The organism is Luteimonas gilva (assembly GCF_005239095.1).
GTDB lineage: Bacteria > Pseudomonadota > Gammaproteobacteria > Xanthomonadales > Xanthomonadaceae > Luteimonas_C > Luteimonas_C gilva.
Map to the genome: position 1 here is coordinate 85790 of NZ_SZUA01000002.1, position 13715 is coordinate 99504.

Consider the following 13715-nt stretch of genomic DNA (forward strand, 5'->3'; position numbering starts at 1 on the left):
TCGCCGCGCGAAGCGGCGCGCATACTGCGCGCCGGGCGTTTCGCACGGCGGCGGGCATGTCGATAGAACGGGAAGGCTGGGTGCGGCTGCCGCGATTCCTGGCGCCGGCCGAAGTGGCCAAGCTGCAGGCGCGCGCCGAAGCGGTCGCGCTCGGCCCCGAACACGGCGCCTGCGTGCGGCCGCACAACCGGCTGCTGCCGTTGCGCTGGTCGGATTCCGCCGTCGCCGCCGCAGTGATGCCGGCGCACCGGCGCGAACGCTTGGCGCGCGCCGTGGCGGCAAGCGATTTGCGTTGGATTTCCGGCTACGTCAGCGTCAAGCCCGCGTTCTCCGGCGCGCTGCCCTGGCATCAGGATTGGTGGTGCTGGCGCCATCCGGTATCGACGCGGCGCGCGCCGGCGCAGATCGTGGTCGCGTGTTATCTGAGCGCCACCGATGCCGGCAACGGCGCGTTGCGCATCGTTCCCGGATCGCACCGCCGGCGCATGCCGGCGCACGATCGCGTTCGCGGTCTGGAGACGGATGCCGACTTACCGGAACAAATCACGATCGCCGCCGAACCCGGCGACGCGGTCGCGATGGACTACCGCCTGCTGCACGCCACCCACGCCAATGCCACCGACCGCAGCCGCAATGCGATCCTGCTGAACTTCGCGCCGCATTGGTCGACGTTGCCGAGCGAGCTGCGGTCGCACTTGATCCAACATCCCGCCTTGCCGCAGCGGCGCGAACGCGCGCCGGCAGCGTCGCACTGGTTGCCGACGTTTTCCGGACGCCGCCGCAGCCTGCGTTTGGACCGCGAAGTGCCGGCGAACTATCGGGCGCGATGACGCTACCGGGCGGCGACCTGCGCCAATGCGACGACTTTGCGGGTGCGGCGGTCGTCTTCGCCCCATGCCTTGCGCAATAGGGCCAGATCGGCGGCCAGGGCGGATGCGGCCTCGCGCCGGCCGTTCGCGAGCCAGCAAGCGGCGCGCTGCGCGCTGAGATAGGCGTGCTTGGGCGCGTCGTTTGCGCGCGGCGGCGCCATCGCGTAGGCGCGCTCGGCGGCGACGCATTGCGGATCGGCATGTCCGGCGAGCAATTCGGCGCGGGTCAGTTCGCGCAGCGCGGCCAGGGCATGCGTGCTGCCGGCGCCCATGGCCTTGTCGTAGGCGCGCACCGATTCGCGCAGATGCCGTTCGGCGGCGGCGTATTCGCCCAGATCGAGCTCGGCCGCGCCCAGGGTCAATAACGCCGCGGCGGTGGTGTGATGGTCCGGGCCGTACTGCGCCAGGCGTATCCGCAAGGCTTCTTCGGCCAGGCGCTTGCCGTTTCCGGCGCGGCCCAGTTCCAGTTCGCAATTGGCCAGATTGCTGGCGGCGGTGGCCACCAGCGGATGCGCATCGCCGAATTGGGCGCGGCGCTTGGCCAATACCGCGGCGAAGGTGTCGGCGGCTTCGGCGAAGCGGCGTTGCGCGTATTGCACGGCGGCCAGGTTGTTCAGGGCGCCGACCGTGTCGGGATGATCGGCGCCTTGCGCGGCGCGCCGGATCTCGACTTCTTCGCGGCGCAGCGCTTCGGCTTCCGACAGCGGACCGTTGTTGGCCAGCACGACCGCGAGACTGGCGATGGCTTCGGCCAAATGCGGATCGCGGCGGCCGGTGCGCTCGCGCACGGCGGCGAGGGTGGCGCGCGCCAGCGTTTCGGCTTCCTGCTTGCGGTCGCGCAGCACCAGCAGCGCGACATAGCGCATCGCCACGTCTTGGCTGCGCCGGTCGCCGGCGCCGTGCAGCCGGGTTTGTTCGCGGTAGGCCTGGGCGTAGGCCGCATCGGCTTCGTCGAAACGGTTCAGCGCCCGCAGCGCTTGCGCCCGCAGATATTCGGCGTCGGCACGCAGCGCCGCGTTTTCCGCGTCTTCCGCCGAAGCCGCGCGCAGCGGCGCGAGCGCCGCCAACGCATCGTCGTAACGGGCCAAGGCGAGCAGGCTACGCACGCGGTTCAATTCGGCCGAGCGGTAGATCGAATCCGCGCCCAGTTCGCGGCCCAGGCGCGAGGCTTCTTCGGCCAGCGGCAAAGCGTCGGCGTACAGGCCCAGGCCGCGTTGCGCGTCGGCCATCGCAGCCAGCAGTTCGGCGCGCACTTCCGGCTGTTTTTCGAAGCGGCCGCGGATGTCGCTGGCGCCGCGCGCCAGCAGTTCGCGCGCGGTGACTTGTTCGCCGCGGGCTTTGTCCGGATCGGCCAGTTCGAACAGGCCGCGCATGAAGTCGACCACGGCGCGCGATTTGGACGCCTCGGCCACCGCCACGTCGCGCTGCAGCCGCGCTTGCTGCGCCTGCCAAAGCGCGACGCCCAAGCCGCCGCACAAGGCCGCCGCCGCCACCGCGCCCATGCTCGCGGCGAACGCGTGCCGGCGCAGGAAACGCGCCGCGCCGTAACGCCAACCGCCGCGGCGCGCTTCGACCGGGCGATGCTGCAGCCATGCGCGCAGATCGCCGGCCAAGTCTTGCACCGACGCGTAGCGCTGCTCGGGTTCCTTGCGCAGCGCCTTGAGCACGATCGCGTCCAGGTCGCCGCGCAGCTCGCGCCGCAACCGCTGCGGCGTCAGCCGGCGTTGCGCCGCCAATTCGGCCGCATTGGCGCCCTCGGCGGCATCGCGGGCGACGGCCTGGCTCGGCCGCGTCGGCGTCTGCTCGAGCGCGGCGCGCTCGTAAGCCGAAGGCGTCGCACGATCCAGCGCGTACGGGCCGCGCCCGGTCAGCAGTTCGTACAGCAGCAGGCCCAAGGTGTAGATGTCGACCGCAGTGGTGACCGGTTCGCCGCGGATCTGCTCGGGCGCGGCGTATTCGGGCGTGAACGCGCGGATCGCGGTGGCCTGCGCGGCGGGCGCGTCGATCAGCTTGGCGATGCCGAAATCGAGCAGCTTCACCATGCCGTCGTCGCGGACCAGGATGTTGGAGGGCTTCAGGTCGCGGTGCACGATCAGCCGCGCATGGGCGTGGGTCACCGCCGAGCACACGGTCAGGAACAGCGCCACGCGTTGCCTCAGGTCGAGCCGCTGGCGCTCGGCGTAGCGGCACAGGTCGACGCCGTCGACGTATTCCAGCGCCAGCCAGGGCTTGCCGTCCGCGGTCACGCCGCCGTCGATCAGGCTCGCGATATTCGGATGGCGCAGATCGGCCAGCATCTGCCGCTCGGCGCGGAAACGCGCATGCAGCTCGTTTTCGTCCCACTGGCTGCGCACCAATTTGATCGCGACCCGCTGCGCGAACTGCCCGTCGGCGCGTTCGGCCAGCCAGACCGCGCCCATGCCGCCGCGGCCGATCGGCTCGAGCAGGCGGAACGGGCCCAGGCGCATGCCGGCCAGGCGTTCGCCGGTGTCCGCGGCCATCGCTTCGACGCCGCGCGCGATGCGTTCCTGCGGCTGCGCCGCATCGGCGTCGGCGATCAGCAGATCCAGCACTTCGCGCTCGAGTTCGCGATCGCCGCCGCAGGCTTCGGCCAAACGCTCGCGCCATCGTTCGGCAGGCAGTTCCGCCAGCCGTTCGAACAACGTCCTGATGCGCCGCCAACGATCCTCGCTCATATCCCGCCCCCGAGATCGCGAACCGCGATTCTAGGGGTCCCGGGCCAGCCCTGCCTATTTCTGATGACTTACGGCCTATTGGTGTTGCGGGGCATCGCCAGCAAGATCGCGGTTCGCGCCGACCAGGTGGATCGCATGGCTTCGAATCTTTCCGTCCGAGTCTTGCGCCTCGCAAGTCTATCCCTGTCCCTGGCCCTGTGCTTTGCGGCGTTCGCCGCGAATGCGCCCGCTCCCGCGCAGGCGGAATCGGACATCTTGCAACGCGCTCTCGACTACTCGAGGCTGCCGGCGACGACCTCCGCCGTGGAACTGGACATGCGCGGACTCCGCTACACGCCCGATCAGGCGCGCACCGCCGACGTCGCCATCGCCAAGGTCGAAGCCAAGCAAACGGTGCTGATCGATCGCGACGGCAGATTCCGCTGGCGCACGCGCACCCTTTATCCGGGAAACATCGAGTTCGGTTTTCTGACGGTCGGGTCGGCGTCGGGGTCGGCCACCATCGACGAACTGAAATGGCGCGACGGCATCCAAATCGATCGCGAGACGGCCGAAAGCTCGCGCGAAGACCATGCCGATCTGTTGTTCCTCGCGCCTGCGCTGTTGTTGCGCGACGCATCGGCGCGCGGCGCCAAGGTCGCGACCGAAGGCGCAAGCGCGACGGTCGCGTTTCAAGACGGCGCCGGCAGGGCCGCGACCCTGACCCTGGATCCGGCCAGCGGCCAAGTGCTCGCCGCGAGCGTCGGCCCGCGCAGTTACGCCTACTCCGAATACCGCGAAGTCGCGGGCCTGAGGCAACCCGGGCGCATCGAACAATCGCGGGACGGCAAGCTCAACTACGTTTGGAGCGACGTCTCGCTGCGCGCGGCCGCTGCGCCCGCCGCCGAATTCGTTTTGCCGCCGGGGTATGTCGAAAAGTCTTCGCCCGGTCCGCTGCGGGCCACGCCGCTCGGCGAAGGGGCGTACCGGATCGACGGCGCGCCCTCCGGTTACCACACCGGATTCGTCGTCGGCGACCGGAGCGTCGTGGTGTTCGATGCGCCGATCGCTCCGGAAGAAGCGGCCAAAGTGAAGGCGGAGATCGAGCGCGCCGCGCCCGGCCGCCGCATCGCCTATGTGGTGGTGTCGCACGCGCATGGCGACCATTTCGGCGGCTTGCCCGCTTACCTGGCGGACGGCGACGTGGAGGTCTTCGCCGGCGCCCATGCGGGCGTCGCGCTGAAGCGGAACCTGGGCGACAAGGCGCCCGCCAAGCTCACCGAGCTCGCAGCGCATCGCCGAATCGACCTGGGCGGCAAGCGCGTGGATCTCTATCCGATCGACAGCGGCCATTCCGAAACCATGTTGGTGGGCTATGCGCCCGAGTCGCGCACGGTTTTCCAGGGCGACCTGTTCTTTTTGCCCGAAGTCGGACCGGTGCAGGCGGCGTTCGCGGTGGGCGAAGAACTCGCCGCTCTGATCGAAAGCCAACACCTGGACGTCGTCAACATCGTCGGCGTGCACGGACGCAGCGGCAAGCGTGCGGACCTGACCGAAGCCTTGCGCCTGCGCAAGGCGCAGGCGCGCCCGCCCGCAGCGGCCGCGAGCTGCGGAAATTCGTCCGATCCGGAAAAAGTCGTGCAGGCCCAGCTCGATGCCTACAACGCGCACGATCTGGACACCTTCGTCTCGTGCTATGCGGAAGGCGTCGCCATCCACAACCTCAGCAGTGATAAGCCGCCGCGCAAAGGCCTGCGCACTTTGCGCGAGGACTACCTCTTCCTCAAGGAAGCGCCCAAGGCCTACCGCGCCGAGCGCGCCAACCGCATCGTCAGCGGCCCGATCGTGGTCGACCACGAACTCATCCGCGGCTTGCCGCCGGAACGCGGCGTGCCCGAAGCGATCGCGGTGTACGAAGTGCGCGACGGCAAGATCCTCAACGTCTGGTTTCCGCCGCGGAAATAGGCGCCGACGCCGCTCCTGCAAGAGGCGGAGATCAAGCCGCGCCGGCGTCGCTGGTTTCGGACTCGGGCCGGCGCATATTGTGCCGCTCCATCAGCCGGTACAAGGTCACCCGCGATACGCCCAAGTCGCGCGCCGCGTCGATCAAGCGATGCCGATTGCGACGCAGCGCCTGCTGGATCGCGGCGCATTCGGCGACGTTGCGCGCTTCCTCCAGCGTCTGCGGCAGCATGCTGGTGTGCTCGTCGGCCAGATGCATGTCCGAAGCGGTGATCAAGCGCCCGTCCGCCATCACCACCGCCTGGCGCACGCGGTTGATCAACTCGCGCACGTTGCCGGGCCATTCGTAGGTGTGCATGGCGTGGATCGCGCACGGCGAGAAGCCGCGGATCACCCGCCGGCCTTCGCTGGCGTAGCGCTGCAACGCATTCTCGGCCAGGCGCAGGATGTCGTCGCCGCGCTCGCGCAGCGGCGGCTGTTCCAGGCGCAGCACGCACAGCCGATGGTAGAGATCGGCGCGGAAGCGGCCTTCGGCGATCAGCGCGCGCAAGTCCTGATGGGTGGCGGAAATGATCCGCACGTCGACCCGGATCGGCTCGTGCCCGCCGACGCGTTCGAAATAGCCCTCCTGCAGGAAGCGCAGCAACGAGGCTTGGCAATCGAGCGGCAAATCGCCGATCTCGTCGAGGAACAGCGTGCCGCGATGGGCATGCTCGATCCGGCCGATCTTGCGCTGCTGCGCGCCGGTGAACGCGCCGCGCTCGTAGCCGAACAATTCGGATTGCACGAGGTTCTGCGCGATCGCGCCGCAATTGATCGCCGCGAAAGGTTGATCGTGGCGCGAGGAATGGCGATGGATGGCCTGCGCCGCGAGTTCCTTGCCGGTGCCCGTTTCGCCGGCGATGAAGACCGGCGCCTGGGTCAAGGCGGACTTGCGCAGCGCGCGATACAGCGCGCGCATCGGCGGGCATTCGCCGATCATGCCGTCGTTGCTGTCCGGAGCGACGTCCAGCGCGCGCGGCGACAGCGAAGCCATGCCGTAGGCGTGGCCGATCACCGTGCTCAGGACCAGTTCCGGGCAGGGCAGGGTGACGTAGTCATAGCAGTAGTCGCGGATGAGTTGCCGGATCGGTTCCTGCGTCAACTGGTCCGGTTGCACGCAGGCGACCCAGCCGGCGTTGCTGGCCGACAGCACCGGCGCCATCGCCGCCAGATCGCGCGCGTCGAAGCCGCCGCGCAGATCGAGCAAAGCCGCGAAACGCAGGCCGGGATGGCCGCGCAGGATCTTCAACACCGCCGGCATGCTGTCGGCGCGGCGCAGGTTCCAGCCCAAAGCGGCCAGTCCTTGCAGCGTCGGCGAGCCGTCCGTCGGCGCGCAGGCGAAATAGATAACGTCGCGAGCCGCTTGCGCGCTCATCCGCACCTTCTCCCCGATTCGTTACCCACCTCCGCCGGTCCGCAACGGAGCGCTCGAAAGCCGGTGGGTAGTAGGGTGAACGCAGCCGATGACCGAAACAGGACAAGCTGGCGATCAATCTGACGTTTCGATGACGCCAATCTGCGGCATGTTTCTTGCTGAGGCGCCGCAATCGGGCCCTTCGTAGAGTCGAGCCTGCTCGACTGCTCTTCGGCCAGATATCCGCGTGCGACGGGAAAAAGCAGTCGAGCAGGCTCGACTCTACGAAAAGCGGATCAGGCCGGGTTGGCGTCGTGTTCGAGGTGATAGCGCGTCGCTTCGGCCACTTCCTTCTTCGAACCCAGGAACACCGGCACGCGCTGGTGCAATTGCGAAGGCGCGATGTCCATGATCCGTTCGCGGCCGTTGCTGGCCGCGCCGCCGGCCTGCTCGACCAGCATCGCCATCGGATTGGCCTCGTACATCAGGCGCAGCTTGCCGGCCTTGCCCGGATCCTTGCGGTCCCAGGGGTAGATGAAGATGCCGCCGCGGGTGAGGATGCGGTGCACGTCGGCCACCATCGAGGCGATCCAGCGCATGTTGAAATCCTTGCCGCGCGGGCCTTCCTTGCCGGCCAGCAAGTCCGACACGTAGCGCTGCATCGGCGCTTCCCAATGGCGCTGGTTGGAGACGTTGATCGCGAACTCCTTGGTTTCCTCCGGCACGCGCATGCCTTTCTGGGTCAGCACGAAGCTTCCCTGCTCGCGGTCCAAGGTGAACGCGTGCGTGCCGTGGCCGATGGTCAGCACCAGCATCGTGCTCGGCCCGTAGATGCAGTAGCCGGCGGCGACCTGTTCGCGCCCCGGCTGCAGGAAGTGCTCGTCGCCGGCCTGCTCCACGCCTTCGGGGCAACGCAGCACCGAGAAGATGGTGCCGACGCTGACGTTGACGTCGATATTGCTGCTGCCGTCCAGCGGATCGAACAGCAACAGATAGGCGCCGCGCGGGAACGCGTCCGGGATCGGCTGGCTGTGGTCCATTTCTTCCGACGCGCAAGCCGCCAGATGCCCGCCCCAGGCGTTGGCTTCCAGCAGGATCTCGTTGCTCAGCACATCGAGCTTCTTCTGCGCTTCGCCCTGGACATTGATGCTGGCCGCGCCGCTGGCGATGACGTCGCCCAGCACCCCGCCCAATGCGCCCTTGCCCACCGCCACCGAAATCGATTTGCAGGCGCGCGCGACGACTTCGATCAGCAGGCGCAAATCCGGATTGACGTGGCCGGCGCGCTCTTCTTCGATCAGGAAACGGGTCAGGGAAATGGACGACATGGCTCGGTTCGGCGATGGAAGGCCGCCATTGTCGCCGATCCGCGCAAAACGCGGCCCAACGGGATGTGCTGGAAACGTTTGCAGGCCTCAGCGCGCGGTTCGCCACCATGCTGCGGTCGCGGCGGATTCGCGGACCGATAGCGGTTGGCCGATCGCCGGCGTGGCGATCTCCACGCCGTGCGCCGCGGCCAGCGCGGTGATCCGATCCATCGGCTCGCGCCAACCGTGGAAAGCCAGATCGAAGGTGCCGTTGTGCACCGGCATCAGCCGCTTGCCGCGCAAGTCCAGATGCGCCTGCAGCGTCTGTTCGGGCTGCATGTGCACGTCGGGCCAGTCCTGGTTGTACGCGCCGCATTCGACCAAGGTCAGGTCGAATGGGCCGAACTTGTCGCCGATCGCTTTGAAGCCGTCGAAATAGCCGGTGTCGCCGCTGAAGAACACGCGCAGGCCGGCGCCCTCGATGACCCACGAGGCCCACAGCGTCGGATTCTCGGCGAACGGCGCGCGCCCGGAGAAATGCTGCGCGGGCGTGGCGGTGAAACGCATGCCGCCGACCGGAATCGAATCCCACCAGTCCAGCTGCAGCACTTTGTCCGCCGGCACGCCCCATTCGACCAACAGATCGCCGACGCCGAGCGGGGTCAGGAAATATTTCGTCTTCGGCGTGAGTTCCAGGATCGCGGCCTTGTCGAGATGGTCGTAATGATCGTGCGACAGGATCACGCCTTCGATCGGCGGTAGCTCGGCGATCGAGATCGGCGGCGGATGGAAGCGTTCCGGCCCCGCCCACTGCATCGGCGAGGCGCGGCGCGAGAACACCGGGTCGGTCAGCCAGAACGCATCGCCCAGCTTCAACAGCACGGTCGAATGGCCGAGGCGGAACAGGCTGCCGTCGGGCGTCGCGCGCAGGATGTCGGGCGTGATCGCGGTCACCGGCAACGGCGCCGTGGGCACGGTGTCCTTGGGCTTGCCGAACAGGAAGCGCCAGGTCATGACGAAGGCATTGCCGCGCATCTTCGGCTGAACCGGATTGCGGAAAGCGCCGTCGCGATATTGCGGGGAGTCCGCGTAGTGCGCGGTGGTGGTGCAGGAGGAAAGCGTGGCGGTGGTCATGATCAGAATGGAAAGAGCGAGAAAGAAGCGCTTTGTAGAGCGGGGCTTGCTCCGCTGCTTTTCGCTTCGGCCGGAAGGGGATGCGGGCGAAAGCGATGGCATGCGAGAGCAAGGGCAGCGGAGCAAGCCCCGCTCTACGAAGCAGGGAGAATCAGGCATTCGCGGAAGCGTCGCTGAGCAAGGTCGCGCCTGCCGGCAACACATAGCGAGTGGTTTCGATTCGCGTGGCCTGCGCGTTCGCGCCCGATGGGCGTCCCGCCAGACTCCAGGCCGGCGCTTGCCATTGCAGGTTCAGGCAGCCCAGCTTCGCCGCCAATTCGCGCGCCTGTTCCAGCAGTAGGCGATCGGCTTGGCCGGCGCGCCAGAGCGGGCGCACATGCCAAGGTTCCAATTGCAGGTAGTAGCCGCGTTCCAGCAGCGAAAAACCCACCGTCGCGGCCGCATAGCCGACGGCTTCGTCGCCGGCGCGCAGCAGCCAGGCCCAGGCGCGCAACGGCGGCTCGAAAAGGGCCTCGATCAATTCCATCGGATCCTGGCGCGCGCGGCCGTAGGGCAGGCGTTCGAAGGCCACGACTTCGGCGTGCTCGGCGCACAGCCGCAGCAGGTCGGGTATGTCGTCGCGATTTACCGGACGCACGGATAAGGGTTTCAAGCGCGACAGGGTCAAGACTTCGGCGTTCATCATCGACTCCAGGATCAGGAAAGCGGCGCTCATGGCACGGCCAGCACAGCGGCGGTTAGCATCGGCAAGGCGATCAGGCGAGCGTGCGGAGACATCGGGGGGACTCCAGGCCTGCGGTCGCGGACGGTTTTCCGTAACCTGCGAAGCCAGCCTAGAAGGCCGGTTTTAAGAAGTTTTTAATTGCGCCGGCGCACAGTGACGGCATGGGCAACGAGAAAGGCATGAATCTGCTGCTGGTGGAAGACGATGCGATGCTGGCCGACGCGCTGCGCGCCGGGCTGGAGCAGCTCGGCGCCAGCGTGGACTGGGCCGCCGACGCCGGCGCCGCGCGCACCGCATTGGTCGATCACGGCTACGACGCGGTGCTGCTGGATCTGGGCCTGCCCGGCAGTTCCGGACTGAGCGTGCTGTCGTTCTTGCGCGGACGTTACGACACCACGCCGGTGCTGATCATCACCGCCCGCGACAAGCTCAGCGACCGCATCGCCGGTCTCGACGCCGGCGCCGACGATTACATCGTGAAGCCCTTTCAGCCCGACGAACTGTACGCGCGCCTGCGCGCGGTCTTGCGCCGCAGCCAGGGCCGCGTATCGCCGGTGCTGAGCCATGCCGATGTCGCTTTGGATCCGGCCAAGCGCTTGGTCACCCGCGACGGCAAGCCGGTGCAAGTCAGCACGCACGAATTCCTCACGCTCATGCTGTTGCTGGAACGCCAGGGCAGGGTGACCACGCGCGAACAATTGGAGGAAGCGGTGTACGGCAGCTCCGGCACCATCGAGAGCAACACCATCGCGGTCTACGTGCACCAGCTGCGGCGCAAGCTCGGCGAAAAGCTGATCGGCACCGTGCACGGCTACGGCTATCGCATCGGCGGGCCGCAACCGTGAACCGGGATTGGCGCGAACGCTTCCGCCAGCATCGCCGCTTTCGCGAGCGGCATTCGCTGCGTTGGCACCTGACCAAGGCGCTGCTGTTTTGCATCGTGCTCGCCTTCCTGTGCTGGAAGGGTTACCAGAGCTGGCAGCTGACCCGCGAACGCACCGGATTCTGGGATGCGTCGCTGCGCGAGATAGCGACCCAGATCCTGGATTCGATGCCCGACAATCTCGCGCTGCTGGCGCATACGGCCAAGCCGCCGCAACCGAGCGAGCGCCGCGACGATCAGAAGATGAGCTTCCAGATATGGGCCGCCGGCCGCAACGTCGTGCATTCCCCGGCCGCGCCGGTGATGGCGATGAAACCGGATTTCCGCGACGGTTTCGCCACCCGCCGCATCGACGGAGAGACCTGGCGCGTGTACAGCGTCGCCGACGCCAAGCGCGGCATCATCGTCCAAGTCGGCCGCACCCAGGACATGATGGCCGAGGAGTTCAGCGGCTGGGTGCGGGTGGGTTTGATCGCCGCCGCGCAAGTGTTCGTGCTGTTCGGCTTGGTGGCGTGGCTGGTGATCGGGCGCTCGTTGCGCCCGGTGACGGCGCTGCGCAAAAAACTGCTCGAACGCCCGCCCCTGGATCTGACGCCGCTGCCGCTGGGGCCGATCCCGGCCGAATTGCAGCCGTTGGTGGAAGCCTTCAACCGCCAGCTGGGCCGCGTCGACGAAGCCTTGCAGCACGAACGCCGCTTCATCGCCGACGCCGCGCACGAATTGCGCACGCCCTTGGCCGTGCTGACCGCGCACGCCGACCTGGCGCTGCGCGCGAATACCATCGAAGAGAAGAACGCGGCGCTGCAGCGGCTCAACGCCGGCGTGCAGCGCAGCGCGCGCTTGTCCGAGCAATTGCTGGACCTGGCGCGCTTGGACACGGCCGCCGACGGCGCCGAACGCGGTCCGGTGGATCTGTCCGAGCTGCTGGTGCTGCTGGTGCGCGACGTCGAAACCTTGGCGCGCCAACGCCGCCAGCGCATCACCCTCAACGCCGAGCCGGCGATCGTGACCGGCGATGTCGACCAGCTCGGCATCTTGTTGCGCAACTTGCTCGACAACGCGGTGCGTTACGCCGGCGAAGGCGGCACGATCTCGGTGTCGTGCGGACCGGCGTTGCGCGACGATGCGCCGGGCATCGTGCTGCAGGTGGCCGACGACGGCCCAGGCGTACCCGCCGCCGACCGCGAACGCATCTTCGACCGCTTCTACCGCGCGCCGAACGGCAACGGCCAGAGCCAGGGCGATCGCGGCAGCGGCATCGGTTTGTCGCTGGTCGCGCGCGCGGCGCGCAGCCACGGCGCGCGGATAGAAGTCGGCGACGGCATCGGCGGGCGCGGTTTGTCGGTGACGGTCTACTTCCCCTCCGCGGCGGAAAACGCGCCTGAGCCGTAGCCCGGGTAAGCGCAGCGCACCCGGGGCCATGTCGCGGCGTGTTCCCGGGTGCGCTGCGCTTACCCGGGCTACACTTCGGCCATGGATTTCGAAGTCCATACGCTGCTGCAAGGCCTGCTGACCGCGCTGGGCGCAGGGCTGCTGATCGGCGTCGTGCGCGAGCGGCGCAAGGACGATCCCGAACACGGCCCCTCGGCCGCCGGCTTGCGCACGCATGCGCTGACCGCGGTATCGGCGGCGGTGGCTTGGCATCTCGGCGTGCCCGTCTTCGTGGCGGCGTTCGCGGCCGTGGCCTTGCTCGTCTTCGCCAGCTACAAACACAGTGCCGAAGGCGATCTGGGCCTGACCGGCGAAATCGCGCTGCTGTTCACCGCGCTGCTCGGCGCATTGGCGATGCGCGCGCCCGCGCTCGCCGCGGCGCTTGCGGTGGTGGCCGCCGTGCTGCTGTACGCGAAAACAGCGATGCATCGCTTCGCGCGCGAAGTGGTCAGCGAGCGCGAATTGCGCGACGGTCTGCTGCTGGCCGCTTGCGTGCTGATCGTATGGCCGCTGCTGCCGCGAGAGGCGGTCGATCCGTGGGGCGTGCTGAAGCCGGCGGAATTGTGGAAGCTGGTGGTGCTGGTGATGGCCGCCGGGGTCGCCGGCCACATCGCCCAGCGTTTGGTCGGCGCACGTTTCGGCATGCCGATAGCGGGCTTTTTCGCCGGCCTCGCTTCGTCCACCGCGGCGGTCGCCGGTTTCGGTCAGCGCGCGAAGGACGATCCGGCATCGCGGCGTTACGCGGTCTCGGCGGCGCTGTTGGCGAACCTGGGTTCGCTGCTGTTGTTGGCCGGCGTATTGGCGGCCGGCAATCTCGCGCTGCTGCGCGCGAGCGCGGTTTCGCTGGCCGCGGCGGCGTTGGCGTTGGCGGCGATCGCGGCCTTCGGCTTGCGGCACGCGCCGTCGGAACAAGCGCAACGCGGCGATTCGCAATCGCGCGCGTTCAAACTGAGCCACGCGCTGCTGTTCGCGCTGGCGGTGGCCGGTTTGCTCTTGCTGACGGCATGGTTGCGCGAATGGATCGGCGATCGCGGCGCGCTGTTGGCCGCGGCGCTCGCCGCGATGGCCGAACTGCAGGCCGCGGCCGTGGCGGTCGGGCAGCTCGCCGGCGCGCAGGCGCTCACGATGGCCGAAGCGCGATGGGGGATCGTCGCCTTGCTCGCGACCAGTTCGGCGGCGAAATCGGTGCTCGCTTTCCTCAGCGGCGGCGCCGCCTACGGTCTGCGCATCGCCTCAGGACTCGCGGCGATGACGGCGGCCGCGGCGATCGGCGCCGGGTGGGCGCCGAACTGAGCCATTCAGCGCCAATGGTCTGAGCCATTCCGCCTGCTGAC

At 68.3% G+C, this 13715-nt stretch carries 10 protein-coding genes; 5 read left to right on the plus strand and 5 right to left on the minus strand.

Annotated elements, in window-relative coordinates; all coding sequences use genetic code 11:
- Window positions 1–56 precede the first annotated feature (56 nt).
- On the plus strand, window positions 57–830 hold the full coding sequence (locus tag FCE95_RS08400; RefSeq protein ID WP_137266586.1) for a phytanoyl-CoA dioxygenase family protein: 774 nt from the start codon (window positions 57–59) through the stop codon (window positions 828–830).
- A gap of 2 nt (window positions 831–832) precedes the next feature.
- Here the strand turns inward: FCE95_RS08400 and FCE95_RS08405 are convergent, their stop codons facing one another.
- Window positions 833–3565: a serine/threonine-protein kinase gene (locus FCE95_RS08405; protein WP_137266587.1), complete on the minus strand. Its 2733-nt coding sequence runs from the start codon at window positions 3563–3565 to the stop codon at window positions 833–835.
- A 63-nt stretch (window positions 3566–3628) separates the two neighbouring features.
- Between FCE95_RS08405 and FCE95_RS08410 the strand changes: the two genes are divergently transcribed.
- Entirely contained in the window at window positions 3629–5509 is a 1881-nt protein-coding gene (locus tag FCE95_RS08410) for an MBL fold metallo-hydrolase (protein ID WP_137266588.1), read from the plus strand.
- A 31-nt stretch (window positions 5510–5540) separates the two neighbouring features.
- Here the strand turns inward: FCE95_RS08410 and FCE95_RS08415 are convergent, their stop codons facing one another.
- The 4 genes from FCE95_RS08415 to FCE95_RS08430 form a co-directional block, all read right to left on the minus strand.
- Entirely contained in the window at window positions 5541–6923 is a 1383-nt protein-coding gene (locus FCE95_RS08415) for a sigma-54 dependent transcriptional regulator (protein WP_223266829.1), read from the minus strand.
- Between the two features lie 275 nt (window positions 6924–7198).
- Complete coding sequence (locus FCE95_RS08420) at window positions 7199–8230, minus strand: class 1 fructose-bisphosphatase (RefSeq protein ID WP_137266589.1); 1032 nt, start codon at window positions 8228–8230, stop codon at window positions 7199–7201.
- An 87-nt stretch (window positions 8231–8317) separates the two neighbouring features.
- Window positions 8318–9343: an MBL fold metallo-hydrolase gene (locus FCE95_RS08425; RefSeq protein ID WP_137266590.1), complete on the minus strand. Its 1026-nt coding sequence runs from the start codon at window positions 9341–9343 to the stop codon at window positions 8318–8320.
- A 151-nt stretch (window positions 9344–9494) separates the two neighbouring features.
- A complete protein-coding gene (locus tag FCE95_RS08430; RefSeq protein ID WP_137266591.1) occupies window positions 9495–10058 on the minus strand; it encodes a hypothetical protein in 564 nt (187 codons plus the stop codon).
- 188 nt (window positions 10059–10246) lie between these two features.
- On the opposite strand from FCE95_RS08430, the gene FCE95_RS08435 reads away from it, so the two are divergent.
- From FCE95_RS08435 to FCE95_RS08445, 3 genes are all read left to right on the plus strand, one after another.
- Window positions 10247–10912 carry a response regulator transcription factor gene (locus tag FCE95_RS08435; RefSeq protein ID WP_137267534.1) on the plus strand — a complete coding sequence of 222 codons (666 nt, stop codon included), beginning with the start codon at window positions 10247–10249 and terminating at the stop codon, window positions 10910–10912.
- On the plus strand, window positions 10909–12342 hold the full coding sequence (locus FCE95_RS08440; protein ID WP_137266592.1) for a sensor histidine kinase: 1434 nt from the start codon (window positions 10909–10911) through the stop codon (window positions 12340–12342). Before FCE95_RS08435 ends, FCE95_RS08440 begins: the two co-directional genes overlap by 4 nt.
- An 81-nt stretch (window positions 12343–12423) precedes the next feature.
- Complete coding sequence (locus FCE95_RS08445; protein ID WP_137266593.1) at window positions 12424–13674, plus strand: DUF4010 domain-containing protein; 1251 nt, start codon at window positions 12424–12426, stop codon at window positions 13672–13674.
- The last annotated feature ends 41 nt before the right edge of the window (window positions 13675–13715 follow it).